The organism is Promicromonospora sp. NPDC059942, assembly GCF_042731755.1.
Classification (GTDB): Bacteria; Actinomycetota; Actinomycetes; order Actinomycetales; family Cellulomonadaceae; genus Promicromonospora.
Window position 1 is genome coordinate 197,144 of record NZ_JBHWLR010000006.1, and the last position, 24,504, is coordinate 221,647.

The 24,504-nt window shown below is 73.8% G+C and carries 17 protein-coding genes; 9 read left to right on the forward strand and 8 right to left on the reverse strand.

The genetic code is table 11. The features are described from left to right. Nucleotides 1-204: 204 nt before the first annotated feature. Entirely contained in the window at nt 205-1,836 is a 1,632-nt protein-coding gene (locus tag ACFV9Q_RS12175) for an amidohydrolase (RefSeq protein WP_377234633.1), read from the reverse strand. Continuing rightward, complete coding sequence (locus ACFV9Q_RS12180; RefSeq protein WP_377234634.1) at nt 1,833-2,477, reverse strand: FMN-binding negative transcriptional regulator; 645 nt, start codon at nt 2,475-2,477, stop codon at nt 1,833-1,835. Before ACFV9Q_RS12180 ends, ACFV9Q_RS12175 begins: the two co-directional genes overlap by 4 nt. Before the next feature lie 173 nt (nt 2,478-2,650). Between ACFV9Q_RS12180 and ACFV9Q_RS12185 the strand changes: the two genes are divergently transcribed. From ACFV9Q_RS12185 to ACFV9Q_RS12220, 8 genes are all read left to right on the forward strand, one after another. After that, nucleotides 2,651-4,273, forward strand: coding sequence for an ABC transporter substrate-binding protein (locus ACFV9Q_RS12185; RefSeq protein WP_377234635.1), 1,623 nt, complete (start codon nt 2,651-2,653; stop codon nt 4,271-4,273). Next, entirely contained in the window at nt 4,270-5,661 is a 1,392-nt protein-coding gene (locus ACFV9Q_RS12190; RefSeq protein ID WP_377234636.1) for a M14 family zinc carboxypeptidase, read from the forward strand. Before ACFV9Q_RS12185 ends, ACFV9Q_RS12190 begins: the two co-directional genes overlap by 4 nt. After that, entirely contained in the window at nt 5,658-6,584 is a 927-nt protein-coding gene (locus ACFV9Q_RS12195) for an ABC transporter permease (protein WP_377234637.1), read from the forward strand. The genes ACFV9Q_RS12190 and ACFV9Q_RS12195 overlap by 4 nt, the downstream gene beginning before the upstream one ends. Further along, nucleotides 6,577-7,512, forward strand: a complete 936-nt coding sequence (locus ACFV9Q_RS12200) for an ABC transporter permease (RefSeq protein ID WP_377234638.1) — start codon at nt 6,577-6,579, stop codon at nt 7,510-7,512. The genes ACFV9Q_RS12195 and ACFV9Q_RS12200 overlap by 8 nt, the downstream gene beginning before the upstream one ends. A gap of 22 nt (nt 7,513-7,534) precedes the next feature. After that, nucleotides 7,535-8,083, forward strand: a complete 549-nt coding sequence (locus ACFV9Q_RS12205) for a GbsR/MarR family transcriptional regulator (protein ID WP_377228952.1) — start codon at nt 7,535-7,537, stop codon at nt 8,081-8,083. After that, nucleotides 8,080-9,819 carry a dipeptide ABC transporter ATP-binding protein gene (locus tag ACFV9Q_RS12210; RefSeq protein WP_377234639.1) on the forward strand — a complete coding sequence of 580 codons (1,740 nt, stop codon included), beginning with the start codon at nt 8,080-8,082 and terminating at the stop codon, nt 9,817-9,819. The genes ACFV9Q_RS12205 and ACFV9Q_RS12210 overlap by 4 nt, the downstream gene beginning before the upstream one ends. A gap of 209 nt (nt 9,820-10,028) precedes the next feature. After that, the gene (locus tag ACFV9Q_RS12215; RefSeq protein ID WP_377234640.1) at nt 10,029-12,581 is read left to right on the forward strand and encodes an acyltransferase family protein; all 2,553 of its coding nucleotides are present in this window, start codon (nt 10,029-10,031) and stop codon (nt 12,579-12,581) included. 11 nt (nt 12,582-12,592) lie between these two features. After that, nucleotides 12,593-13,591 (forward strand): acyltransferase family protein, encoded by a 999-nt coding sequence (locus tag ACFV9Q_RS12220; protein WP_377234641.1) that lies wholly within the window; start codon nt 12,593-12,595, stop codon nt 13,589-13,591. A gap of 4 nt (nt 13,592-13,595) precedes the next feature. Here ACFV9Q_RS12220 and ACFV9Q_RS12225 read toward each other — a convergent pair whose 3' ends face one another. Together ACFV9Q_RS12225 and ACFV9Q_RS12230 are read right to left on the reverse strand one after the other, a co-directional pair. Continuing rightward, complete coding sequence (locus ACFV9Q_RS12225; protein ID WP_377234642.1) at nt 13,596-14,930, reverse strand: CHAP domain-containing protein; 1,335 nt, start codon at nt 14,928-14,930, stop codon at nt 13,596-13,598. Between the two features lie 48 nt (nt 14,931-14,978). Beyond that, a complete protein-coding gene (locus ACFV9Q_RS12230; RefSeq protein WP_377234643.1) occupies nt 14,979-17,090 on the reverse strand; it encodes an acyltransferase family protein in 2,112 nt (703 codons plus the stop codon). Between the two features lie 197 nt (nt 17,091-17,287). Between ACFV9Q_RS12230 and ACFV9Q_RS12235 the strand changes: the two genes are divergently transcribed. After that, a complete protein-coding gene (locus tag ACFV9Q_RS12235) occupies nt 17,288-18,781 on the forward strand; it encodes a S8 family serine peptidase (RefSeq protein ID WP_377234644.1) in 1,494 nt (497 codons plus the stop codon). A gap of 67 nt (nt 18,782-18,848) precedes the next feature. Here ACFV9Q_RS12235 and ACFV9Q_RS12240 read toward each other — a convergent pair whose 3' ends face one another. The 4 genes from ACFV9Q_RS12240 to ACFV9Q_RS12255 form a co-directional block, all read right to left on the reverse strand. Next, nucleotides 18,849-21,011, reverse strand: a complete 2,163-nt coding sequence (locus ACFV9Q_RS12240; RefSeq protein ID WP_377234645.1) for an acyltransferase family protein — start codon at nt 21,009-21,011, stop codon at nt 18,849-18,851. Nucleotides 21,012-21,202: 191 nt separating this feature from the next. After that, nucleotides 21,203-22,525, reverse strand: coding sequence for a sulfate adenylyltransferase subunit CysN (gene cysN / locus ACFV9Q_RS12245; RefSeq protein ID WP_377232190.1), 1,323 nt, complete (start codon nt 22,523-22,525; stop codon nt 21,203-21,205). Continuing rightward, nucleotides 22,525-23,427 carry a sulfate adenylyltransferase subunit CysD gene (gene cysD / locus ACFV9Q_RS12250; protein ID WP_377232191.1) on the reverse strand — a complete coding sequence of 301 codons (903 nt, stop codon included), beginning with the start codon at nt 23,425-23,427 and terminating at the stop codon, nt 22,525-22,527. The genes cysN and cysD overlap by 1 nt, the downstream gene beginning before the upstream one ends. A 3-nt stretch (nt 23,428-23,430) precedes the next feature. After that, on the reverse strand, nt 23,431-24,306 hold the full coding sequence (locus ACFV9Q_RS12255; RefSeq protein WP_377234646.1) for a 3'(2'),5'-bisphosphate nucleotidase CysQ: 876 nt from the start codon (nt 24,304-24,306) through the stop codon (nt 23,431-23,433). Between the last annotated feature and the right edge of the window lie 198 nt (nt 24,307-24,504).

A 24,504-nucleotide genomic window follows, 5' to 3' on the forward strand; every position in this document is an offset into this window, starting at 1 on the left:
AGGTGAACGTAGGAGTAGTCGCCGCATGAGCGCCCTTGCGGCGACTACTCCTACGTTCGACCGCTGGGTGCAGCCTCACGCGACGTGCGCCCAGGCGCGCACCGCCGCCCGGGGCGTACCCGCCGATCGAGTGAGCGCAGACGTAGTGGCGGAACGAGGGGGGCTTTCCGCAACTACATCCGCGCTCACCTGATCGCGCGCGGGTTAGAACGTGCGGTGGGTCCAGGCGCCCGACAGGAGGGTGGCTGCCACCGGCATGTCGCGGAGCGACGTCGCCGCCGCGTCCAGGTCGGCGGCGTCCGCGGCGTCCGCGCCAGAGCCGGCCCCGAGCGCCAGCGGGTCCGCGTCCAGGACCACCAGGTCGGCCGGCGACCCCGCCGTCGGGACCAGGCCGCGGCCGTCCGTCGAGGCCTCCAGCGCCGTGCGCAGGCCGATCCGCTGCTCCGGGTGCCAGGGCGCGCGGCCGTCGCGCGACCGGCTGACCGCCGCCGCGATCGCGAACCAGGGGTCGAGCGGCGCGACCGGCGCGTCCGAGCCCAGGGCGAGCACCGCCCCGGCGTCGTCCAGCGCGCCGAACGCGAAGGCCCGGCCGGTGCGCCCCGACCAGTGCCGGTCGGCGATGTCGCGGTCGTCCATGGCGTGCTCGGGCTGGACGGACGCGACGACGCCGAGCTCGGCGAAGCGCGCGAGGTCGGCGGGGTCGAGGAGCTGCGCGTGCTCGACCGAGCCGCGCGCAGCCGTCGCGGCGAACGCGTCCAGCGCGAGCGTGTTGGCGTGGTCGCCGATCGCGTGGATCGCGCACCGCAGCCCGCCGGCGTGCGCGCGCGCCATGAGCGGGACCAGCTCGGCGGGCGGCACCGACAGGATCCCGTGCGCCTCGGGCCCGGTCAGGCCCGGGTACGCATCGTGGCAGTAGGCGGTGCGCGTGTTGAGCGAACCGTCGGTGACCACCTTGAACGGCCCCTGCTCCAGCAGGCCGCCCGTGCCGGGCAGCACGTCGCCGCTGCGCAGCCCCTCGGCCAGGACATCGTCCAGCCACGGGGTCCAGACGCCGGACCGGACGCGCAGGGCGCCGAACCCGCCGGCGAACCGGCGGCGCCAGGCGGTGAGGTTGTCCGTGATCTCCAGGTCGACGACGCCGACCACACCGCGCGCCGCGGCGGCCGCGGCGGCGTCGGCCACCCAGGCGTCGGCCAGGTGGTCCGGCGCGCGGTCGACGGCGGCGGCCAGCGGCAGCCACTCGGCCTCCCGCAGCACGCCCGTGGGGTGTGCGCCGACGCCGACGAACCGCAGGCCTGCCGTGCTGAGCCACGCGCAGTGCAGGTCGCCGGACACGAGCACCACGGGCACCTCGCCCGCGACGGCGTCGAGCAGGTCGGCCGTGGGGACGTCGGGCCACAGCCCGTCCCGGAACCCGTAGCCGACCAGTGCCGTGCCGGGCTCGGGCGGCCCCTCGGCGAGCCGGTCGCGCACGAGCGCGACGGCCTCGGCGGCCGAGCGTGCGCCCGACAGGTCGAGCCGGCGCCGCACGAGCGCCCACTGCGTGAGGTGCACGTGCGCGTCCCAGAGCCCGGGCATGAGGGTGCGGCCGCCGAGATCGACCCGCTCGACGCCGCCGTCGCCGACCCGCCCGGCCGCCCCGACGGCGACCACGACCCCGTCCCGCACGAGCACGTCCACGAGCCCACCTGACCCGCCGACGGACCCGCCGACGGTTCCGTCGAACGTAGGGCTGCTCGGCGCAACACCCCCCGTTGCGCCGACGTTCCCTACGTTCGGCACAGACCGTCCGACCAGGCGGGCGTTCGTCAGCAGCAGAGGCTCAGCCGGGGTCATGGCGCGTCCGCCGGGCGGCGGTCGAGCTCGGCACGCACCTCGGCCGCGAGCGCCGGCTGCGCGTAGTGCGGGTCGGACCCGAGCGCCGTCACGACGCGCTCCACGACGGCGCGCGGCTTGTCCTGGCTGAGCTTGGCCTTGCCCTGCCAGCGGTTGACGCGCAGCCGGAAGCCGGCAGCTCCGCGGGCGATGCGGTGGGCGTACTCCTCGACACTCGGCAGCCGGACGGGCTCGGGCATGACCGACTCGTACCGGTCGACGGTGTCGGACAGGACCGCGTACGACTCCTCCGGCCCGAGCAGCTCGACCGTGCACCAGAGGTGGACGGCGAGGTAGTCCCACGTCGGGACGGCCGGCGTCATCTCGTACCAGCCGGGCGAGACGTAGCCGTGGGGGCCCTGCACGATCAGCAGCGACTCGCGGCCGCTGTCCAGCGCGTGCAGCACCTCGTCGGGCCGGCCGACGTGGCTGAGCAGGCTCATCGGTTCGCCCGGGGGCGTGTCCTCCAGCAGGACCGGCAGGTGGGAGGCGACGGGCGCGCCGTCGTCGGCCACCGAGACCAGGGTGGCCCAGCCGTGGGTGCGGACCAGGTCGCGCACGCGTGCCTCGTCCTGGATCTCGTAGTCGCTCGTGTGGATCACTGGGTCATCGAACCATCAGCAGGGGCCCGTGCGGGACCCGTCCCGTGTGACCGCCGCGTAAAACTTTCATTTCCTTCTGAAACTTCATTGACCTCGATCGGCGGGGTGCGCTCAACTGTTCGCCACCCGAGCAGGACCCCGGTGCGCGAGAGCGCGCTACCCGTGGAGGAACCATGAACCCGAGACTCCGGCCGCTCCCCTACCGTGCCGGTACGGCGGCGACCGCCCTCGCGCTGACCCTCGCCCTGTCCGCCTGCGGTTCGGCCGGCGCCGACGACGACGCCGGTGCCGCCGGCGGCGGCTCCATCAGCGTGGCCGTCACCGACCCGATCCAGACAGTCCCCGGCCGCCAGACCGTCGCCTACGACCTGAACATGGCCGTGTGGTCGCCGCTGACCTGGGTCGACGCCGAGGGCGAGCTCACCTACGTGGCCGCCGAGTCGATCGAGTCGGACGACGCCACCACCTGGACGGTGACGCTGCGGGACGGCTGGACGTTCCACGACGGCACGCCCGTGACCGCCCAGTCGTACGTCGACTCCTGGAACGCCGTCGCCTACGGGCCCGACGCGTTCGAGAACTCCGGCCAGCTCGCCGGCATCGCCGGGTACGACGACCTGAACCCTGCCGAGGGCGAGCCGAAGACCACCGAGATGTCGGGCCTGGCGGTCACGGACGACCTGACGTTCACCGTGACCCTGGACGGCCCCGACGGGCAGTTCCCGATGCAGGTCAGCCAGGCGCAGACCGCGATGTACCCGATGCCCGCCTCCGCCCTGGAGGACATGGACGCGTACAACGCCCACCCCGTGGGCAACGGCCCGTTCCAGGTGGTCGGCGACTACGTGGAGAACGAGCCGATCGAGACCGAGGCGTACGCCGACTACCAGGGCACCGCCCCCACGGTCGACGCCATCTCGTTCGTGCCGTACGCCGACGCCACCACTGCCTACACCGACGTGCAGGCCGGCAACATCGACGTCGCGAGCGTGCCGGCGGCCCGGCTGCCGCAGGCCTCGGCCGACTTCGGGGAGCGCCTCTACACGTTCGAGGCGCCCGGCATCTCGTTCCTCGGGCTCCCGCTGTGGGACGAGCGGTACGAGGACGTGCGGGTGCGCCAGGCCATCTCGATGGCGATCGACCGCGAGACCATCTCCGACGTCGTCTACGGCGGCCTGTACACGCCGGCCACCGCGTTCACCCCGGCCGTCGAGGCGGGCACGCCCGAGGGCATCTGCGGCGACTTCTGCACGTACGACCCGACCGCGGCCAAGGCCCTGCTGGACGAGGCCGGCGGGTTCGACGGCACCATCGACATCTACTTCCCGGGCGGCATCGGGCTCGACGAGCTGTACAAGGCGATCGCCAACCAGCTCCGGCAGAACCTGGGCGTCGAGGCGGTCGCCACGCCGAGCGCCGACTGGGCCGAGTTCTCCGAGAACCGCGCCAACGGCGACATCGACGGGCCGTTCTTCTCCCGCTGGGGCGCCCTGTACCCCAGCCAGCAGAACACGCTGCGCTCGTTCTTCGTGGAGAACGGCGGCTGCCCCAACTGCATCCCCTACTACGAGGACGACGTCGCCGACCTGATCGCGGCGGCCGACGCCGAGGCCGACCCCGACGCGGCCGGCGCGGCCTACGCCGCGGTGCAGGAGCGCCTCCTGGAGGACTTCCCGGCGCCGCCGCTGTTCTTCGAGACGTACTCGTACGTCACGTCGGAGCGCGTCGCGGAGCTGCCGACGTCCGCGGTCGGCAACCCGACCTTCTCCGCCGTCGTGCTCGCCGAGGGCGCATGAGCGGCCTGACCACCGGGGGGCTCGACGCGGGCCTGCTCGACGACGTGCTCGACCGGGCCCGCGCCGTCCCCCCGATCAGCGACTTCCCCACCGTCGACGCGCTCCTCGACTGGTTCTCGGCCCTGGCCGACGACCACCCGGGGCTCGTGCGGCGCCGGCGCGTGGGGACGTCGCGGCTCGGGGAGCCCATCGAGATGTTCTCGGTGGGCGACGGGCCGCGGCCGCACCTGCTCTTCGCGGGAGTGCACCCCAACGAGCCCATCGGGTTCCGCACGCTGCAGCACCTGGCCGCCGAGCTGGTGGCCGACCCCGGGCTGCGCGCCTCGACCGGCGCCACCTGGCACCTGGTGCCGTGCATCGACCCGGACGGCACCCGGCTCAACGAGTCCTGGTTCGGCGACCCCGCCGACCGCGCCGCCTACGCCCGGGGCTTCTACCGCCCGGCGCCGTCGGAGCAGGTGGAGTGGACGTTCCCGTTCGCCTACAAGGGCGCGTACTTCGACGACGTGATCCCGGAGACCCAGGCGCTCATGCGCCTGATCGACGAGCTGCGGCCCGAGCTGATGGTCAGCCTGCACAACGCCGAGCTCGGCGGCGTGTACTACTACCTGAGCGAGGACCTGCCGGACGCCGTCGCGCCGCTGCACGCGGTGCCCGCGGCGCTCGGCCTGCCGCTCGACACGGGCGAGCCCGAGTCGCCCGCCCTGCAGCGGCTGGCCCCCGCGATCTACCGGGCCGGCTCGACCCGCGACGAGTACGACTACCTGGAGTCCCTCGGGCTCGACGCGCCCTCCCTGGTGGGCGGCGAGGGGTCGGCGGCCTACGCCCGGCGGCACGGGACGGTCAGCCTGATCGCCGAGCTGCCGTACTGGTCGCACCCGGCCGCGGACGACACGGCCGAGAGCGACGCCGACTATGCGGACGTCGTCCGGACCAAGGCCGAGGCGCTGATCGAGCTCGGGAGCACCCTGACCGGCCTGCTGGACGAGGCCCGGGGCGACCTGACGCTGCGCAGCCCGTTCCTGCGGGCCAGCGAGTCCTTCGTGCCGATGATGACGGACGCGGGCACGAGCGAGCTCGTGCGGGCCGGGCGGCTGCCGTCCCGGCCCGCGACGGGCGCCGAGGTGTTCAGCAACGAGGAGGTCGTGCGGATGTTCCGGCTGCGGTTCGGCGGCATGCTGGTGCGCGCGCTGGAGGCCGAGGCCACGGCCGGGCTGGCCACGGCCCGGCTGCACCGCGTGCACGCGCGGGCCCGGGACCTGTACGACGGCTGGCTGGCCGACGCCCGGTCCGTGACCGGCCTGGAGGTGCTGCCGGTCGAGCGGCTCGTGGGTGTGCAGTACGGCGCCACCCTGGCCGTGTCGCACGTGCTGGCGGCGCGCAGATGACCCGGCGCGTCACCCGGCGCCTGGTCGACCTGCTCGTGGTCTTCCTCGGCGTCACGCTGATCATCTACCTCATGGTCTTCGCGCTGCCCGGGGACCCGATCGCGGCCCTCGGCGGCGACCGGCCCCTGGCCCCGAACGTGGTGGCCGGGCTGCGCGAGCGCTACCACCTGGACGAGCCCGTGCTCCAGCAGTACCTGCGCTACCTCGGCGGGCTGCTCCAGGGCGACCTCGGCACCACGTTCCAGGGCCAGTCCGTGGCCGACCGCATGGCCCTGCGCTGGCCCGTGACGATCACCCTGGCGCTGACCGCCTGGGGCATCGAGGTGCTGCTCGGGGTGCTGCTCGGCCTGGTCGCCGGGCTGCGCGCCGGCGCCGTCAGCGACCGCCTGGTCCTGGCCGGCACCGTCGTGGCGACGTCGATCCCGGTGTTCGTGCTCGCCGTCTCCGCGCAGCTCTGGCTGGGCGTGGAGCTCGCCTGGTTCCCCGTGGCCGGCACGGGCGCGGGATGGCCGACGGCGTACCTCCTGCCCGCCGCGGTCATCGCCGTGTTCGGGCTCGCCTCGGTGGCCCGGCTGATGCGCGGCTCCGTGGTGGACACGCTGCGCACCGACTTCGTGCGGACCCTGCGGGCCAAGGGCCTGCGGGAACGCCAGGTGGTCGGGGTGCACGTCATGCGCAGCTCCGCGATCCCGGTGCTCACCTACCTCGCGATCGACCTCGGGTACCTGCTCGGCGGGACCGTCGTGGTCGAGGGCGTGTTCAACCTGCCCGGCGTCGGGCAGCTCCTGTTCCAGGCGATCCGCGCCCACGAGGGACCCACGATCGTGGGCGTGTCCACCGCGCTCATCCTCGTGTTCCTGCTGACCAACCTGCTGGTCGACCTGCTCGCCTCCGTCCTCGACCCGAGGATCCGCCATGAGTGAACCCCTGCCCGCCGCCCCTGCCGCCGTGGGACCCGCCGCGGGACCCGCCGGTGCGGCGCCCGCCACCGCGCCGGCCGTCGCCCGGCGCGGGGTCTGGCGCACCCTGCGCCGTCGTCCGCTGTTCTGGGTGTCCGCGGCCGTGCTGACCGTGCTCGGCCTGGTCGCGCTGGTCCCGTCGGCGTTCGCCGGCTGGTTCGGCCACCCCGACCCCCGGGCCTGCGACCTGGCCTCCAGCGCCCTGCCGCCCGGCGGCGGGCACGTGCTGGGCACCGACGTGCAGGGCTGCGACGTGTGGGCCAACGTCGTGTTCGGCACGCGCGCGTCGCTGACCGTGGGGCTGCTGTGCACCGCCGTCGCGCTGGCCGTCGCCCTGGTGGTCGGCACGCTCGCCGGCTACTACGGCGGCTGGCTCGACCGGGTCGTCGCCCGGCTGACCGACGTGTTCCTCGGGTTCCCGTTCCTGCTCGGCGCGGTGGTGGTGCTGACGTCGGTGGGCTCGCGGTCCGCCGTCTCCGTGGCCCTGGTGCTGGCGCTGTTCTCGTGGCCCACGATGGCGCGGCTCGTGCGCGGGTCGGTGCGCACGGTGCGCGACGCGCCCTACGTGGAGGCGGCCCGCGCCATGGGTCTGCCCGACCGGCGGATCATCGCCCGCTACGTGCTGCCCAACGCGCTCGGCCCGGTGCTGGCCGTCGCGACGATCATGGTGGGCAGCGTGATCGTGGCGGAGTCCACCCTGACGTTCCTCGGGCTGGGCCTCAACGCGCCGTCGATCTCGTGGGGGCTCCAGCTCTCCAGCGCGCAGTCGTTCTTCCAGACGTCACCGCACATGCTGGTGGCGCCCGCCGTGGTGCTCACGATCACCGTGCTCGCCATGATCACCCTGGGTGACGTGCTGCGCGACGTGCTCGACCCGAGGGGTCGCTCGTGAGCCCGGCTCCTAGGGTGGGCGCATGAGCAGCCACACCCCCGCTGACCAGCCCGCCGACCAGCCCGCCGACGGCGCGGACGACCCCGTGCTCGACGCCGCGGCCGAGCACTTCGTCGAGCAGTTCGCCCTGACGTGGGGGGCGTCGCACAGCCCGCGCATGGAGGGCCGGATCGTCGGCCTGCTCATGATCGTGGACCGGCCGTACCTGTCCTCGCAGCAGATCGCGCGGCTGCTCAAGGCCAGCGCCGGCGCCGTCTCCACGAGCACCCGGCGCCTGGTCGAGACCGGGTTCGTCAAGCGGCACGCGGTGCTCGGCGACCGCCAGCACTACTTCCGCGTCGAGGACGACATCTGGGGCAGCTTCCTCGCGAGCGAACGGGCCTACCTGGGCCACCTGCGGAACGTGATCGACGACGGGCTCGCGCTCGCGGGCGACGCCGACGGCCCGCACAAGCGGCTCGTCAACGCGCGCAACTACATGGAATGGCTTGCCGGGTACCACCGCAAGATGCTCGCCGACTGGGAGGCGTACCGCGACGCCCAGGCGGCGGACGGAACAGGAGAACCGTGACCGACGTCGCCACCGCTTCCGGCCCCTCGCCCGAGACACCCGCGCCCGAGACCGAGCCCGGCACCACGCCCGGCCCTGGCGCCGACCGTGCCCCCGTGCTGGAGGTGCGCGACCTGACCGTCACGTTCCGGGTCGACGACGGGCACGCGCCCGACGTGCACGCCGTGCGGAGCGTGTCGTTCGACGTGCTGCCGGGCGAGGTGCTCGCCGTCGTCGGCGAGTCCGGGTCCGGCAAGAGCGTCACGTCGCTCGCCCTGCTCGGGCTGCTCGGCAAGCACGCGACCGTGGGCGGCAGCGCCCGCCTCGGCGGGACGGACCGGGACGCCGTGGAGCTGATCGGGCTGGAGCGGCGGGCGCTGCAGGACGTGCGGGGGCGCCGCGTCGCGATGGTCTTCCAGGACTCCTCGGGCGCGCTGGACCCCGTGTTCACCGTGGGCTACCAGCTCGACGAGATGCTGCGGCGGCACGCGCCCGGCCTTACGCGCGCCCAGCGCCGGGAGCGGTCCGTGGAGCTGCTGCGCCTGGTCGAGCTGCCCGACCCGGCCGAGCGCCTCAAGTTCTACCCGCACCAGTTCTCCGGGGGTCAGGCCCAGCGCGTGATGATCGCGATGGCGCTGGCCTGCGACCCCGAGGTGCTGCTCGCGGACGAGCCGACGACGGCCCTCGACGTCACCGTGCAGCGCGAGGTGCTGGACGTACTGCGCCGGCTGCGCGAGCGGGTGTCCACGGCGATCGTGCTGATCACGCACGACATGGGCGTGGTCGCCGACCTCGCCGACCGCGTGGTCGTGATGCGCGGGGGCGAGGTGGTCGAGACCGCGTCGGTGCGGCAGCTCTTCGAGGCGCCGCGCGCCGCGTACACGCGGGAGCTGCTCGCGGCCGTGCCCCGCGTGGGCACGCCGGACCGCCCGAGCGGGGCGGACGTCGGCGGCCGGCCCGCCCTCGCGTTCGACGACCTGGTGGTGGAGTACCGCGACCGGCGGGGCCGCGCCGTGCGCGCCGTGGACGGCGTGACCCTCAGCGTGCAGCCCGGCGAGATCGTCGCGCTGGTGGGCGAGTCCGGCTCCGGGAAGTCGTCGATGGGCCGCTGCGCGCTCGGGCTCGCGCCTGTCACGTCGGGCTCGGTCGAGGTGGTGGGGACCCGCCCCGGCCAGGACACCCCGCGGACGGTGCGCGCCGCCCGGGCCCGGATCGGGGTGGTGTTCCAGAACCCCGCAGCGTCGCTGAACCCGCGCTACTCGATCGGCGAGTCGGTCGCCGAGCCGCTGCGCGTCCACGCCGGGCTGCGCGGGCCCGAGCTCGAACGGCGCACCGCCGAGCTGCTGGAGAGCGTGGAGCTGCCCGCGGCGTGGGTGTCCCGGTACCCGCACGAGCTGTCGGGCGGCCAGCTCCAGCGCGTCTCGATCGCCCGCGCCATCTCGCTGGGCCCGGACCTGCTCATCGCCGACGAGCCGACGTCGGCCCTGGACGTGTCCGTGCAGGCCACCGTGCTCGACCTGTTCCGCCAGGTGCAGCAGTCCCTCGGCTTCGCCTGCCTGTTCATCAGCCACGACCTCGCGGTGGTCGACGAGCTCGCCGACCGGGTCGCCGTCATGCACCGCGGCCGGCTGGTCGAGACGGGCGCGCGCGCCCAGGTGCTCGGCCGCCCGGAGCAGGACTACACGAGGCGCCTCCTCGCGGCGGCCCCGGTCCCGGACCCGACGGAACAGGCGGCCCGCCGGACGGCAGTTGGCTGACCGGGGATGGGCTGAGCCGGGGTTGGCTGAGCCGGGCCGGGCGGCTGAGCCACGACGAGCTGAGGAAGATTCAGCAGGCGGTCCGCGACCGCGTGCACCCCGCAGACGGTCGCGGACCGCCTGCTGAATCCGGGCCAGTACGGGCGGCCGAGATCAGGACGTGACCTGCGGGCCATCCAGGCGTAAGGCGCGGGCCCTAGCGTGCCGCCGTGCCTCTACCTCACCCCGCCGGCGCCACCGCGCGGGTCAGTGCCGCCCAGCAGGCCAGTGTCGTCCAGCAGGCCGGTGCCACCCCGCGGGTCGGTGCCGTCGACGGGCTGCGCGGGCTCGCACTGCTCCTCGTGGTCGCGTTCCACCTCTTCGGCCAGGGCCGGGTCTCGGGCGGCGTCGACGTGTTCCTGGCGCTGTCCGGGTACTTCGCGACCGGCACGCTGCTGCGCCGCGCCGAGGGCGGGACCCTGCGGCTCGCGGCGCACTACGCCCGGACGCTCGCGCGCCTGCTGCCCGCGGCCCTCGTGGTGCTGGCCGCCGTCACGGTCGCCCTGCTCGCGCTCGCGCCCCGGCTGCGCTGGTCGGCGGGGCTGCGCGAGGTCGGCGCGTCCGCGACGTTCTGGGAGAACTGGGAGCTGGTGCACTCCGCGCTCGCGTACGGCGCGGCCGGACCCGACGCCAGTCCGCTCCAGCACTTCTGGTCGCTCTCGGTGCAGGGCCAGTTCTTCGCCGTCTGGCCGCTGGTGGTGCTGGGCCTGGTCGCCGTCGCCCGACGCCGTGCGCTGGCCGGGCGCGGGCCTTTGACGCCCCGGCGCCTGGTCAGCGTGGTGACGGCCGCGGCCACCGCCGCGTCGTTCGCCCACGCGCTGTGGCTCGTCCACGCGGACCAGCAGGTCGCCTACTTCAGCACCTTCACGCGGTTCTGGGAGGTCGGCGTGGGCGCGCTGCTCGCGCTGCTCCTCCCGCACGCCGGCCGCGCCGCCAGCCGCGCCGCCGCCAGCCGCGCAGCCGCCAGCCGCGCCGTCGCCGGGACCGCAGCACCGGCCGGCCGCGCACGGAGCCGGCTCGTACGGAGCTGGCTCGTACGGAGCTGGCTCGCGCGGGGCCGGCTCGGGTGGGCGGGCCTCGCCCTGGTCGTGGGGTCGGGCTTCGTGGTCGACGGCGCCGACGTGTTCCCCGGCGCCTGGGCCCTCGTGCCCGTCGGCGGCGCGGCGCTGGTGCTGATCGCGACCGTCCCGGGGCCGACGGCGGGGGCGCACCCCACCGGTCCGCCGTCCCACGGCGTCGAGCGGCTCCTGGACAGCGCCCCGCTGCGCCTCGGCGCGCGCGTCTCGTACGCGCTGTACCTGTGGCACTGGCCCGTCCTGGTGTTCTGGCTCCTGACGACGGGGGCGCACCGCGCGAACCCCCTGACCGCCGCCGGGGTGCTCGTCATCTCGGCCACGCTCGCCTGGCTCACCACGCGGTACGTGGCCGAGCCGCTGCTCGCCCACGTCTCAGCCCGCCTGGCCGCGCGCCCGCCCGCGAGCGCCGTCGTGCCGCACGGCCCCGCAGCCTCCGCCGACCGGGCCGGCCACGCCAACCCCGCCTCCCCTGCCGACCGGGCCGGCTCACCCCACCAGCCCGGCCCCGCCGACCTGGTGGGCGACGTGACCGCCCGGGCCGCCGGGACGCCGTCGGGCCGGCGGACGCTCGCCGTGCTGGCGGGCGCCGCCGTGCTGATGCTGGGCGGCGCCCAGGCCGCGGCCACCGCGCACGACCTGACGGTGCGCCACAGCGTCGACGGGCTGCTCGCGCTCTCGCCGGACCATCCGGGCGCCGCGGCCCTCGCCCCGGGCTCGCCGGACCCGGGCCCCCGCCGCGACCTGGACGCCGTCCCCTTCCGGCCCGCCACGTGGGTGGCCTACGACGACCATCCCGACCGGCCCGACTGCGCGCAGGGCGGCGACCGCTCCGAGCTGCTGGAGTGCACGATCGTGGCGCAGGACGACCCAGCGGCCGTCGTCTACCTCGCGGGAGCGTCGCACGAGCAGCAGTACGAGGAGGCGTTCGCCGCGCTGGCCCGGGCGCACGGCTGGGAGCTGCGCGAGATGCTCAAGCACGGCTGCCGCCTCGCGACGCCGGGCGGTGGCGAGAGTGCGGCCGGTACGGAGTCCACGGGCGAGGGGTCCACAGGCCTGGAGTCCGAGGGTGCGTCCGAGGGCCCGGAGTCCGCCGGCCCGGTGTCCCCGTCGTGCGCCGCGTGGAACGAGCAGGCGCTGGCCGCCCTGGTGGCGGCCCGCCCGGACGCCGTCGTGGTGATCGGTTCGCGCACGTACGAGGACGGTTCGCCCGAGCAGGTGCTGCCCGGCCAGGTGGGCGCGTGGCGGGCGCTGGACGACGCCGGGATCCGCGTCGTGACCGTCCGCGACAACCCGCGCTTCGAGTGGTTCGTGCCCGAGTGCGTCGACGCCGCCGGCTTCCCGGAGGCCTGCGGGCGGCCCCGCACCGAGCAGCTCGCCGCGGTCTCCCCCGTGCCGACGGCGCCGGGCGTGCCCGCGGCCGCGGTGCACCTGGACCTCACCGACTCGATCTGCGGGCCCGAGGTGTGCGCCGCCGTGGTGGGCAACGTGCTCGTCTACCGCGACGACGACCACCTGACCAACACGTACGTGCGCACCCTCACCCCCGTCCTGGGGCGGCAGCTCCGGGCGGGCGCACCCTGGCTGTTCGCGGACGGGCCTGTCGCTGAGGGCCCCGGCGAGGACGGGCCGAGCGCCGGACCGGGGTAACCTCTGCGGCGATGAGCAGCACGCGGCACGACCCGGGACCGGACCAGCTCAAGGGCATCCTCATGGTGCTCGTGATCTTCGGGCACACCTTCTGGCAGGGCGTCGGCGACTCGTGGACCAAGTGGATGATCTACGGCTTCCACATGCCGATGTTCCTGTTCCTGTCCGGGTACATGATCTCGATGGCACGGTTCGGCACCCGGCCGTGGGGCGAGCTGCTGCGCCACTACTGGAAGCGCATGATCGCGGCCTGGCTCGTGGTCAGCGTGCTGTGGCTGGCGGTGCAGGAGCCCGACGCCTTCGGCTCGGTGCGGTCGTTCGTCGAGGTGCTGGTGCTGCGCCCGTCGTTCCACCTCTGGTACGTGCCCATGCTGTTCCTGAGCGTCCTGCTGCTGCGCCTGCTCGGCGGGCCGCTGGCCCGCTCCGTCGTGGCCCGGGCGGCGCTCGGCGTGGCCGCCGTCGCCGGCGCGCTGCTGTTCCAGACGCCGCTGAAGGAGCTGGTCCCGCAGGTCGTCCTGGACAACGTGGACGCCCGGTACGCGGGGTACTTCGTCTGGATCCTGCTCGGGGTGGCGGTGCGCAACGGGTGGTTCCCGCGCCTCGGCCTGGTGTGGGTGCTGCCGGTGGTGGCCGTGGGCCTCGTCGCGCGGAGCTGGGTCTACACCTCGGACGGCGCCGGGCCGTGGTGGAGCGTCGCCGCGTTCACCGTGCTCTCGCTGGGCGCTTCGCTGTGCGTGCCGGCGCTCCGGGACGCCCTGCGCACGCCCCTGCCGATCGTCGGCGAGTCGCTGCGCACCGTGGGCCACCACTCGCTGTACGTCTACCTGCTGCACCCGTTCGTCACGGACGCGCTGCACACCCCTGAGGTGGGCTGGCTGCGGTCGATGGCGCTCGGGGGCGCCGTCACCGTGGCGATCCTCGTGGCGAGCTGCGTCGTGGCGGGCGTGCTGGAACGGGTCGGGGCGCGGCGACGCAGGTTCGCCCGGCCCGCTCAGCCCGCCGGCTCGTGAGGGTTCAGTACCGCGGGTAGGCGTAGTAGAGCACCTGCGACTCGGACACCCACTGCTCGACGACGCCCCGCGCCCCGGACGGCACCGTGCCGGCGCCCCCGGTGTTGCCGTGGATCACCTTGATCCGCGAGCCGTCCACCTGCACCACGTACATCACGTGCGACGCCTCGCCGGACGCGATGTAGGACACGAAGGCCAGGGCGCCGACGCGCGGCGTCGAGCCCGTCGGCAGGTTGCGCCGCACGGAGTCCCGGTAGGCGCCCCACGTGGTGGACTGCGGCACGAGCGTCGCGTGGCCGGACGCCTTGAAGAACCAGGACTGGAACAGGCCGCACCACGGCGCGTTGGTGCGCGCCCACGCGTTGTACTTGCTGTACCAGTCGTAGCGCGAGCCGTTCCCGCCGTCGTACCGCACGAAGTAGCCCACCTGGGAGCGGGCCGTCGCCACCGCCTCGCCCAGCACGCCGGTCAGCCCGGTGGACGCCGTGGCGCCGTCGCCGTTGGAGTACAGCACGCCGCCCTCGAAGCGCTGCACGCAGCCCCCGCGCGCCAGGCCGCACAGCGGGTCCATCACCGGGGCGCCCATCCGTCCCTTGGCGCCGCCCAGGTGCCGGTACTCGCCGAGGATGCCGCCGTGCACCCACCACGTGCGGTCGCGGCCCGAGCGGGTCACCTTCACGAGGATCCCCTTCTCGTAAGAGCGGGACACCACGGTGCGCGTCACCTGCCGGTGGCCCGACGTCGGCCTGCCGATCGCCGCGCCCATCTGCCGCTCGCGGGACGTCATGGTCCGGTCCGCGGTGGTGAACCCGACGCCGATCCGCGCCGTCCACGACGACCGCGCGCTCGCGGAGCCCCGGTAGATCGCCCGGTACTCGTAGACGGCGCCCGCCCGGACCCGCACGCTGTACCGCCCGGACCGGTTCGTGGTGTCGGTGCCCACCGTGCGCCAGCCGGACTCGTCCGTCCGCTTCTTCTGCACGACGACGGCGCGGCCCGCCGCCGGCGAGCCGCCCACCGTGAGCCGGCCGAACATCCAGAACGTCTCGCCCTTGCGCAGCCGCCGCTCGGTGACGGCGCCGGTCAGGGCGCTCGGCCGGGCGGCGGCGTCGACGGCGCCTGCCGCGACGGCGCCCGCCGTGGTGCCCGGGGCCTCGCGCGGTGCGGCGCTCGCCGCGACGCCCGTGGTGGGCACCAGCAGCGCGACCGCCAGCGCCGTGCCGACCCAGCGGGACGGCCGGCGCGGGCCGGTCCGGCCCGCGTGCCGTGGTCTCGTCCGCGCGCCCCAGGCGGCCCGGTCTGTCCCGGCATCGGCCTGCTGAGCGAAAGATCGCCACATGTCCGGCAGGCTACGTCCGTCCCACGGAACGCGCAGGACGAACGCCCGTCAGAGCCGCGCGGGCAGCGCCTCGCGCAGCCGGTCGGTGAGCTCGGTCATGTAGGTGCGCGTCACGTGGTTCGGGTCGCGGTAGACCAGCACGTTCCCGATCACGGCCGGGCAGGTCTCGTCGTCGCAGAAGTAGTCGAGGACGTCCACGGACTTGACCCCCGGCGCCTCCTCGAGCGCGCCCGGCACCGTGTCGCGTCCGCCCAGGGCGTCGCTCCTCGGCTGGTCGCACTGCGTCGGGTCCGAGTAGTTCTCGGTGACGCACTCGATCACGTCCTCCCGGGCGTGCGGGGTGTCCCGCAGCACCACGACCTGCGAGCCGCGGTCGGTCAGCTCGTTCCAGACCTCGGCGAGGCCCGCGGCGCCGAAGTGCTCCTCCCCGTCGCGCGCGGCGAGCGAGTACGACTCCTGGAAGGCCGTGACCACCAGGTCGGGCGCGAGCTCGCGCAGCTCGGCGCGGGTCTGCACGTTGGCCGCGTTGCAGGCGTCGATCTCCGGGCTCGCGCCGTTGCGCGAGTCGGCGCTGTACGGGCAGGCGGAGTGCAGGTACGTGACCACGCGCCAGTTGCGCTCCGTGGCGACCTGGACGAGCGGCTCGGTGAACATCGCGGCGTGCGAGTCGCCCACCACGGCCACGGTCGCCGCCGGGTCCTCGGTCGCGCCGAACTCGCACGGCGTCGTGACGGCGTCCCGCTGGCCCGCCTGGCAGGCGTCGACCTCGGGGCTCTTGTCCTGCGCCGCCTTGATCGGGTTGGGCGAGATCGCGGTGCTGCCGTCGACGAACGGCGCGAAATCGCGCTGGATCCCCTCGGGGATGGTCTGGTCCGCCTCGTCCCCGGCCTCCTGGGCGTTGTGGTCCCAGCGCTCGATGATGCCCTGCACCCGCCACGGCAGGGTCAGGGTGAGCCCGGCCACGAGCACCATCGCGACGAGGGCGGTCACGAGCATGCGCCCGTCGGCCCGGAACCAGCGCGAGGCGCGCACCGGCTGCTCCACGAGGGCGTAGCTGGCGATCGCCATGGAGAACGAGGCCAGGAGGATCACCATGATGTCGGTGAACCGGGGGTCGCGGCCGGTGTAGACGCCGAAGAACACGATCACCGGGAAGTGCCACAGGTACAGCGAGTACGAGACGTCGCCGATGCGCTGCACGCCCCACGACTCGGTGACGGTGCGCAGCGAGCCCGGGCCCGTGGTGCGGCCCGCCAGGATCACGGCGCACGCGCCCAGCACGGGCGCGAGGGCGGCGAAGCCGGGGAACGGCGTGCCGTCGTCGAACAGGCAGGCCGCCGCGAGGATGGTCGCGGCGCCGAACACGGCCATGGTGCTGCGCAGCGGCGCGAAGCGCTGCGTGTCCCGGATCAGCAGGGCCAGGATGCCGCCCGCGGCGAGCTCCCAGACGCGGGTCAGCGTCGAGTAGTAGGCCACCGGGTCGTCGGCGAGCGACTGCCGGATGCCCCAGACCAGGGAGGCGGCCCCCACCACGCCGAAGATCACCAGCAGCACGCGGCGCAGCGACTCGGGGTCCTTGACCACGACGCCGCGGCGCGCGCCGCCCCAGATGCCGACGGCCAGCAGCACGAGCAGCGGCCAGACCAGGTAGAACTGCTCCTCGACGCCCAGGGACCAGAAGTGCTGGAACGCCGTGGGGTCGTTGCTGGCCGCCTGGTAGTCCACGGCCTCGGCCGCGAGGGCCCAGTTCTCGACGTAGAGCACGGAGGCGAGCGCCTGCCGCCACCACGACTCCACGAGGGAGGGCGGCAGCAGCACGAGCGAGAGCACGATGACGCCGACGGTGGTGACCACCGAGGCGGGCAGGATGCGCCGGGCGCGGGCGGCCCAGAACTTCTTGAGGCTCACCGAGCCCGTGGTCGAGACCTCGCGCCACAGGTGGCCCGTGATGAGGAACCCGGAGATCACGAAGAAGACGTCGACACCGATGTAACCGCCCGGCAGGACCGTCGGATCGATGTGGTAGATCACCACGAGCAGCACCGCGAGGGCTCGCAGTGCCTGGACCTCGGGACGGAACTTGCGGGTGCGGACGGGGGCCTCGGAGTTCGTCGAGGCGCCGTCCTCGGTGGCGGCCGGAGCCGTCGTCGTTGCCGTCATGGAGTGTCAGGCTCTTCGCTTCGGGGGCAAGGACGGGGCCCACTGTCCCACAAAAACAGTGGGGTGAAGAATTTCGTGTTTCGCGTCCGTTTCAGATGTGCGGATGCGATGGCGATCCTGGTCAGGACGCGTAGGTTGCCCTACGGGGTCCCGCAGGGGGACTCGAACTTTCAGCCACTGGAGAGTGAAGCATGCGCATGTCCCACTCCCGTCGAGCGCTCGCCGTCGCCACGGCGACGACGCTCGCGCTCACCGCGCTCGGCGGCGTCGCCGGCGCGGCGGACGAGCCAGAGTCGACCCCGGTCCCGATCGTCACGCCGGACGGGGCCCTGTTCTCGTACGTCGTGAACACGGAGCGGCCCGGGGCCGCCCAGGCGGCGCTCGCCACGAAGGCGATCAGGCGCGCCGACGGCGTCGTCGTGCAGAGCTGGCCGCAGATCGGCGTCGTCGTGGTGCACTCCGCGAACGGCTCGTTCCGCGAGGACGTCGTGGCGCTCGACCGCCTCGGCGTCATCGAGTCGGTCGGCGCGACGCGCACCGTCTCCCCCACGGAGGGCACGCCGGGCGCGGACGCCCCGGCCGGCGCGAAGGAGAGCCGGTCCGTGGTGGGCAAGGGGCAGAAGGACTCCGTGGGCGGCACGGTCGACGGACCGTCCCGCTCCGCCGCGGCCGACCCCGACCCGGGCGAGGTGACGCAGTGGGACATGGAGATGATCAAGGCCGACCAGGCCATCGAGATCAACCCCGGGTCGGCGCGCGTCACGGTGGGGGTGCTCGACTCCGGCATCGACGCGGCGCACCCGGACCTGGCCTCCCAGGTCGACGCCGACCAGTCCGTGAACTGCACCGACGCCGGCAAGCCCGACCTGTCGGCGACCGGCTGGCTGCCCACCACGTCCGACCACGGCACGCACGTGGCCGGCACCATCGCCGCGGCGCAGAACGGCACCGGCATCGTGGGCGTGGCCCCGGGGGTCAAGCTGGCCTCGGTCAAGGTCGTGAACGACGACGGCTACATCTACCCCGAGTACGCGGTCTGCGGCTTCGTCTGGGCGGGCCTGGAGCGCATGGACGTCACGAACAACTCGTACTACGTGGACCCGTTCATGTACTGGTGCGAGGACCAGCCCGACCAGGCCGCCGCCAAGGAGGCCGTACGCCGCGCGGTGGAGTTCTCGACGAAGCAGGGCGTGGTGCACGCCGCCGCAGCGGGCAACGCGGCCACCGACCTGGCGAACAACACCACGGACAGCTCGAGCCCGAACGACTCGGCGGCGGTCCAGCGGACCATCAACTCCGGGTGCGAGGACATCCCGACCGAGCTGGACGGCGTCGTGTCCGTCTCGTCGCTGACGCAGGCGGGCAACCTGAGCTCGTTCTCGAACCGCGGCCTCGGCAAGATCGACGTCTCCGCGCCGGGCAGCTCGATCCTGTCCACCGAGCTCGACGGCACGTGGGGCCTCAAGAGCGGCACGTCGATGGCGTCGCCGCACGTCGCGGGCGTGCTGGCACTCCTGAAGTCGGCGCACCCGCGCTGGTCGCCCGCCCGGCTGGAGGCGGCCGTCCGGGCCCAGGCCGACGACCACGAGTGCACCACCACGACGGCCGGCCCGGCCTGCGTGGGCACGCCGGCGGAGAACAGCTTCTACGGTGACGGCATCGCCGACCCCTTAAACCCCGTCAACCCCTAACCCCCCTCCTTGATTTGCCAACCCCCCCTTCCCCCCCCGGGCCCGGGGGTCCCCCCACGTTCCTGGGTCAGAAGCGGGTGCGCACCGCCGGGGGCTTCATCGGGTCCACGAACAGCCAGGGGGCCTTGACCCGCAGCGCGTTGTGCAGCGGGCGGGCGAGGGTCCCCGCGTAGGTGGCGGTCATGTGGTTGTCGTCGCGGTAGATCAGCACGTTGCCGACCACGCCCTGGCAGAGCTGGTCGCCGCAGATGTACCGGGTCAGGTCCAGGTGCACCGCAGAGTCGGGCACGCCCTCGGCCTCCTCGACGGGGTTGACCGGCGAGTACACGTCCGCGCGGGCCCGCGCGCAGGCGAGGCCGTCGGCGTGCTGCTCCACGCAGGCGGGCACCTGGAAGCCGAACCGCGGGTTGTCGCGCAGCGTGACCACCCGGATGCCCGCGTCCGCGAGCTGCCGCCAGGCCCGCGCCTCCGCCGGGATCACCTTGTCGCCCGGCTCGGAGGTCGACGTACGGCTGCCGATCACGACGACGGCGTCGGGCCGCAGCTCCTCGAGCCGCTCCAGCGCGTTGATCCGCCACGACCAGCACATGTCCGCCGGGTCCACCGCGCCCACGGGGGCCGCGAGGCGGCAGCCGCGCCGGGCCAGCAGCAGCACCTCCCAGTTCTCCCTGCTGCCCACCTCCGCCATGGCCGGCGCCCACTGGATCATGTGGGAGTCCCCCACCATGACCACCAGGTGGTCCGCGTCCGGCGAGCCGGTGACCGTGCACGTCATCGGCACGTCGGTACCCGGGTTCACCACGTTCTCCTGGATGCAGCCGTCGTCGTCGACGGCGGGCAGGTCCAGCGCGGCGACGGCGGGCGCCGGCAGCACGTCGACGTCGTCCGGCACGTCCGTGCCGTGCGCCTGGCTCAGGGCGAGCGCCCCGGGGTAGGACCGCGCGTCCGCCTGCGCGGCCGCCTCGGCGGCGGCGAGCAGCGCGGCGTCCTGCCGCTCCAGCAGCCGGATGCCGACGGCGGCGCCGCCCGCCACCAGCGACACGGCCACCGCGGTCGCCACGAGCGCCCGCGCGCCGCCCACCGCCTCCCGGAACCGCTGCGCGGGGTCGGCCACCAGCTTGGTGGTGAGCCAGGACAGGGCCACCGAGACCGCCATGATCGCCGCGGCGCCGAGCGGGTCCACCCGGTCCAGGTCCGCGTGGTGCAGGTAGGCGATGAGCAGCGGCCAGTGCCACAGGTACAGCGCGTAGGAGATGTCGGCGACGAAGCGCAGGGGCGCGACCTGCAGCAGCCGGCGCGGCCCCCAGGCCGCGCCGCCGCCGGAGCCCAGCAGCACGAGCAGCGCGCCCGTGACCGGCCACAGGGCCCAGGGCCCCGGGAACAGCGCGCCGCCGTCGAGCACGAAACCGCTGGAGACGACCAGGCCGAGCCCCGCCCAGCCGAGCAGCGGCCGCAGGCCGTGCGGAACCCGCAGCCAGGGCAGCAGCAGGGCGAGGAAGCCGCCCACGCCCAGCTCCCAGAACCGCGCCCAGGAGTGGAAGTACGCGACCGGCTGGTCGGCGCCGTGCAGGGTCAGCGCGAAGACGAAGGAGGCCACCGTCAGCGCGCCGACCACCACGAGCAGGAGGTCGCGCGAGCTGATCCAGAACCGGCGCGCGACCGCCACCACGAGCAGCACCACGACGGGCCAGGCCAGGAAGAACTGCCCCTGGACGGACATCGACCAGAAGTGCTGCAGCGGGCTCGTCTGCGGGCCGGCTGCGCCGTAGGAGAGCTGGCCCGCGATCATCTCCCAGTTCACGTAGTACAGCGCGGAGGCGAGGAGCTCGCGGCCGGTCTGCACCCAGGTGCCGCGCGGCAGCACCCACCAGGTGAGGGCCGCCGTCGCGGCGAGGACGAGCAGGGCCGGGGGCACCAGCCGGGCGAACGTGCGCCCGTAGTGCTCGCCGAGGCGCAGGCTGCGGGTGTCGGCGCGGCGCAGCAGCGAGCCGGTCGCCAGGAACCCCGAGAGCACCAGGAACACGTCGACGCCGCCGGAGACCCGGCCGTTGCCGAACAGGTGGAACGCCACCACGAGCGCCAGGGCCAGGCCGCGCAGGCCGTGCAGCTCGGGGATGTGCGCGCTCGCGCGGGGGCGGACGACGGCGAACGGCAGCGGTCGGTCGTCGGGCGCACCGGCCGGGCCCGCCGTCACGCCCGAGGGCGGCAGCGGGTCGGAGACAACGGTCACTGATCCTCCGGGTCGGTGCACGGAGCGTGTGGTCCGGCGGGGGACGAGCGCCCTGGCCAGGGACCACTTCGGCAGCGTCGGAGGGCCGCCGACCGAGGTCGGCGGCCCTCTGGCGCTGCGGAGCGTATCAGGACCGGGTGGACGCACCCAGCGCTGGTCGGACCCCGCCCGGGCGGTGACCCGGAGGTGACTCAGTACTGGTGCGCGGCCCCGCCGATCATGCCCGCGGCGACGGTCTTGTTGGTCGCCTCGTCGACGAGGATGAACGCACCCGTCTGGCGGTTGGCCTGGTAGGAGTCCACGAACAGCGGCTGGGTCACGCGCAGGCGGATGCGCGCGATCTCGTTCAGCTTGATCTCCGTGGCCTCCTCGTCGCGGTGCAGGGTGTTCACGTCGACGCGGTAGTTGATGTTCTTGACCATCGCGCGCGCCCACCGGGTGGTGTGCTTGATCGCGTACTTCTTGCCCTGCACCAGGGCGGCCGACTCGTCCATCCAGCAGATCTGCGCGTCGACGTCCTGCGTCACCGTCGGTGCGTTGTTCGGGCGGCAGATCATGTCGCCGCGCGAGATGTCGATCTCGTCGGCGAGGCGCACCGTCACCGACATGGGCGGGTACGCCTCCTCGACGGGGCCGTCGGCCGTGTCGATGGACGCGATGGTGGTCTCCAGCCCAGCGGGCAGGGCCAGCACCCGGTCGCCCGGCTTCATGACGCCGGACGCGACCGTGCCCGCGTACCCGCGGTAGTCGCGCGTGTCGTTCTGCTGGGGCCGGATCACGTACTGCACCGGGAACCGGACGTCGACCAGGTTGCGGTCGGAGGCCACGTGCAGCCGCTCGAGGTGGCTGAGCAGCGGCGAGCCGTCGAACCACGGCATGTTCTCGGACCGCGTCACCACGTTGTCGCCCGCCAGGGCGGACACCGGGATGAACGTCAGGTCGGGCACGCGCAGGCGCGAGGCGAACTCGGTGAACTCCGCGCGGATCCGCTCGAAGACCTGCTCGTCGTAGTCCACGAGGTCCATCTTGTTCACGCAGACCACCACGTGCGGCACGCCCAGCAGAGTGGCCAGGAACGTGTGGCGGCGCGACTGCTCCACCACGCCCTTGCGCGCGTCCACGAGGATGAGCGCCACGTCCGCCGTCGAGGCGCCCGTGACCATGTTCCGCGTGTACTGGATGTGGCCGGGGGTGTCCGCGATGATGAACTTGCGCTTGGGCGTCGCGAAGTAGCGGTACGCCACGTCGATGGTGATGCCCTGCTCGCGCTCGGCGCGCAGCCCGTCCGTCAGGAGCGACAGGTCCGCGTAGTCGTTGCCGCGGTCCCGGCTGACCTGCTCCACCGACTCGAGCTGGTCGGCGAAGATCGACTTGCTGTCGAACAGCAGGCGGCCGATCAGGGTGGACTTGCCGTCGTCGACCGAGCCGGCCGTGGCGAACCGCAGGAGGTCGCCGCTGGCGACCTCGTGGGGCGCGCCGGCGGACTCGCCCGCGTCGGGAAGAGTCGTCGTCATCAGAAGTAGCCTTCCTTCTTGCGATCTTCCATGGCGGCCTCGCTCACCTTGTCGTCGCCGCGGGTGGCGCCGCGCTCCGTGAGCCGGACGGCGGCCACCTCCTCGACGACGTCGCGCAGCGTGGTCGCGGCGGACGCGACGCAGGCGGTGAGGTTCGCGTCGCCGACGGTGCGGTAGCGCGTGGACAGGACCTGGGCGCTCTCGCCGTCCTTGAGCGGCGTGAAGTCGTTGACCTCGTAGAGCATGCCGCTGCGCTCCACGACCTCGCGCTCCTTGGCGAGGTAGAGGTCGGGCAGGTCGATGTCCTCGGCCTCGATGTAGGACCAGATGTCCAGCTCGGTCCAGTTGGACAGCGGGAACACCCGGATCGACTCGCCCTGGTGCACGCGGCCGTTGTAGAGGTTCCAGATCTCGGGACGCTGGTTCTTCGGGTCCCACTGGCCGAAGTCGTCGCGGAAGGAGAACACGCGCTCCTTGGCGCGGGCCTTCTCCTCGTCGCGGCGGCCGCCGCCGAACAGGGCGTCGAAGCCGTGCTTCTCGGCCGCCTCCAGCAGCACCGGCGTCTGGATCCGGTTGCGCGAGCCGTTGGGCTCCTCCTGCACGAGGCCGCGGTCGATCCCCTCCTGGACGGAGGCGACGACGAGCTGCACGCCCGTGCGCTCCACCCAGCGGTCCCGGCAGTCGAGCACGGTCTGGAAGTTCAGGCCCGTGTCGACGTGCATGATCGGGAACGGGACGCGCGCCGGGGCGAACGCCTTGACCGCGAGGTGCAGCATGACGATGGAGTCCTTGCCGCCGGAGAACAGCAGACAGGGCCGCTGCATCTCGGCGACCACCTCGCGCATGATGTGGATGCTCTCGGCCTCCAGGCTGCGCAGCTGGCTCAGGACGTGACTCTTCACTCCTCAAGCACCTTCTTTGCTATCTGCCCCGACCACGGACTCGACACCTACGGAGTCGAGCAGCTCACGCAGGCGCGGAGCCAGGGCCGGGGGGCATACGAACAGGTCGGGGAGCCAGGGGTTCTCCCGGTTGTACCGGAGCTCGGATCCGTCGAGGCGGGTGCAGACGAGACCGCGAGACCCGGCCACGGCTACGGGCGCCGCGGAGTCCCACTCGTACTGCCCACCGCCGTGGACATAAGCGTCAACTGTAGCGTCGGCGACCGCCAGCACCTTGACCCCGGCGGAGCCCATGGGCACCAGCTCGACGTCGGCACGCTCGGCCAGCGCCGCCACGAAGGCGGGCGGGCGGCTCCGGCTCGCGGCGATCCGCAGCGGCCGGTTCCCGGCCAGCACCGCGTCGGAGTCGTCGGCGCGCACGACGCCGTCCGCGGTGGTCAGGACCTGCTCGCGGGCGGGCAGGGCGACGGCGCCGGAGGTGAGGCCCGGGCCCCGCTCCCAGAGCGCGACGTGGACGGCGAAGTCGTCCCGCCACTGCCCGGCCAGGGGCCCGTCGGCGTGCCGCTCGGCGAACTCGCGGGTGCCGTCGAGCGGGTCGATGATCCACACCCGGTCGGCGCCGGTGCGGACGGCGTCGTCCTTGGCCTCCTCCGAGAGGACGGCGTCGGCGGGCCGGGCGTTGGTCAGCGCGGCCGCGAGCCAGGCCTGAGCCGCGGCGTCGCCCGCGTCCTTCAGCTCCTTGGCGACGAAGGAGCCGCCGGCGGCGTCGACCTCGGCGCGGAGCGCGAGCAGCACCTCTGCCGCTCCCTGGGCGAGTGCGCGGGCGAGGGCGTCGTCGTCGAGCGACGCCGGAGGGAGCGTGGGGGACGGCGCGTTCATCGGTCTCCAGGGTGGACGGCTTCCGGCAGATCCGGCCGTCCTGACGCGACGCTCGACAGGGGGCCAAGGTGCCACAGGTGCAGTCCGGCGGACGCGCCGAGGCTACCATTCCGGCATGCGGTCCAGCGCCAGTGGACCAGTAAGCATCACTACCGGCAGCAGGGAGCGCTAATGACTACTATTCCGATGAGTTTGATC

What these genes read in the sequence shown, in the direction of transcription:
- ACFV9Q_RS12175 (WP_377234633.1), bottom strand. Translation starts at nt 1,836, where the DNA reads ATGACCCCGGCTGAGCCTCTGCTGCTGACGAACGCCCGCCTGGTCGGA.
- ACFV9Q_RS12185 (WP_377234635.1), top strand. Translation starts at nt 2,651, where the DNA reads ATGAACCCGAGACTCCGGCCGCTCCCCTACCGTGCCGGTACGGCGGCG.
- ACFV9Q_RS12190 (WP_377234636.1), top strand. Translation starts at nt 4,270, where the DNA reads ATGAGCGGCCTGACCACCGGGGGGCTCGACGCGGGCCTGCTCGACGAC.
- ACFV9Q_RS12195 (WP_377234637.1), top strand. Translation starts at nt 5,658, where the DNA reads ATGACCCGGCGCGTCACCCGGCGCCTGGTCGACCTGCTCGTGGTCTTC.
- ACFV9Q_RS12200 (WP_377234638.1), top strand. Translation starts at nt 6,577, where the DNA reads ATGAGTGAACCCCTGCCCGCCGCCCCTGCCGCCGTGGGACCCGCCGCG.
- ACFV9Q_RS12205 (WP_377228952.1), top strand. Translation starts at nt 7,535, where the DNA reads ATGAGCAGCCACACCCCCGCTGACCAGCCCGCCGACCAGCCCGCCGAC.
- ACFV9Q_RS12220 (WP_377234641.1), top strand. Translation starts at nt 12,593, where the DNA reads ATGAGCAGCACGCGGCACGACCCGGGACCGGACCAGCTCAAGGGCATC.
- ACFV9Q_RS12225 (WP_377234642.1), bottom strand. Translation starts at nt 14,930, where the DNA reads ATGTGGCGATCTTTCGCTCAGCAGGCCGATGCCGGGACAGACCGGGCC.
- ACFV9Q_RS12230 (WP_377234643.1), bottom strand. Translation starts at nt 17,090, where the DNA reads ATGACGGCAACGACGACGGCTCCGGCCGCCACCGAGGACGGCGCCTCG.
- ACFV9Q_RS12235 (WP_377234644.1), top strand. Translation starts at nt 17,288, where the DNA reads ATGTCCCACTCCCGTCGAGCGCTCGCCGTCGCCACGGCGACGACGCTC.
- cysN (WP_377232190.1), bottom strand. Translation starts at nt 22,525, where the DNA reads ATGACGACGACTCTTCCCGACGCGGGCGAGTCCGCCGGCGCGCCCCAC.
- ACFV9Q_RS12255 (WP_377234646.1), bottom strand. Translation starts at nt 24,306, where the DNA reads ATGAACGCGCCGTCCCCCACGCTCCCTCCGGCGTCGCTCGACGACGAC.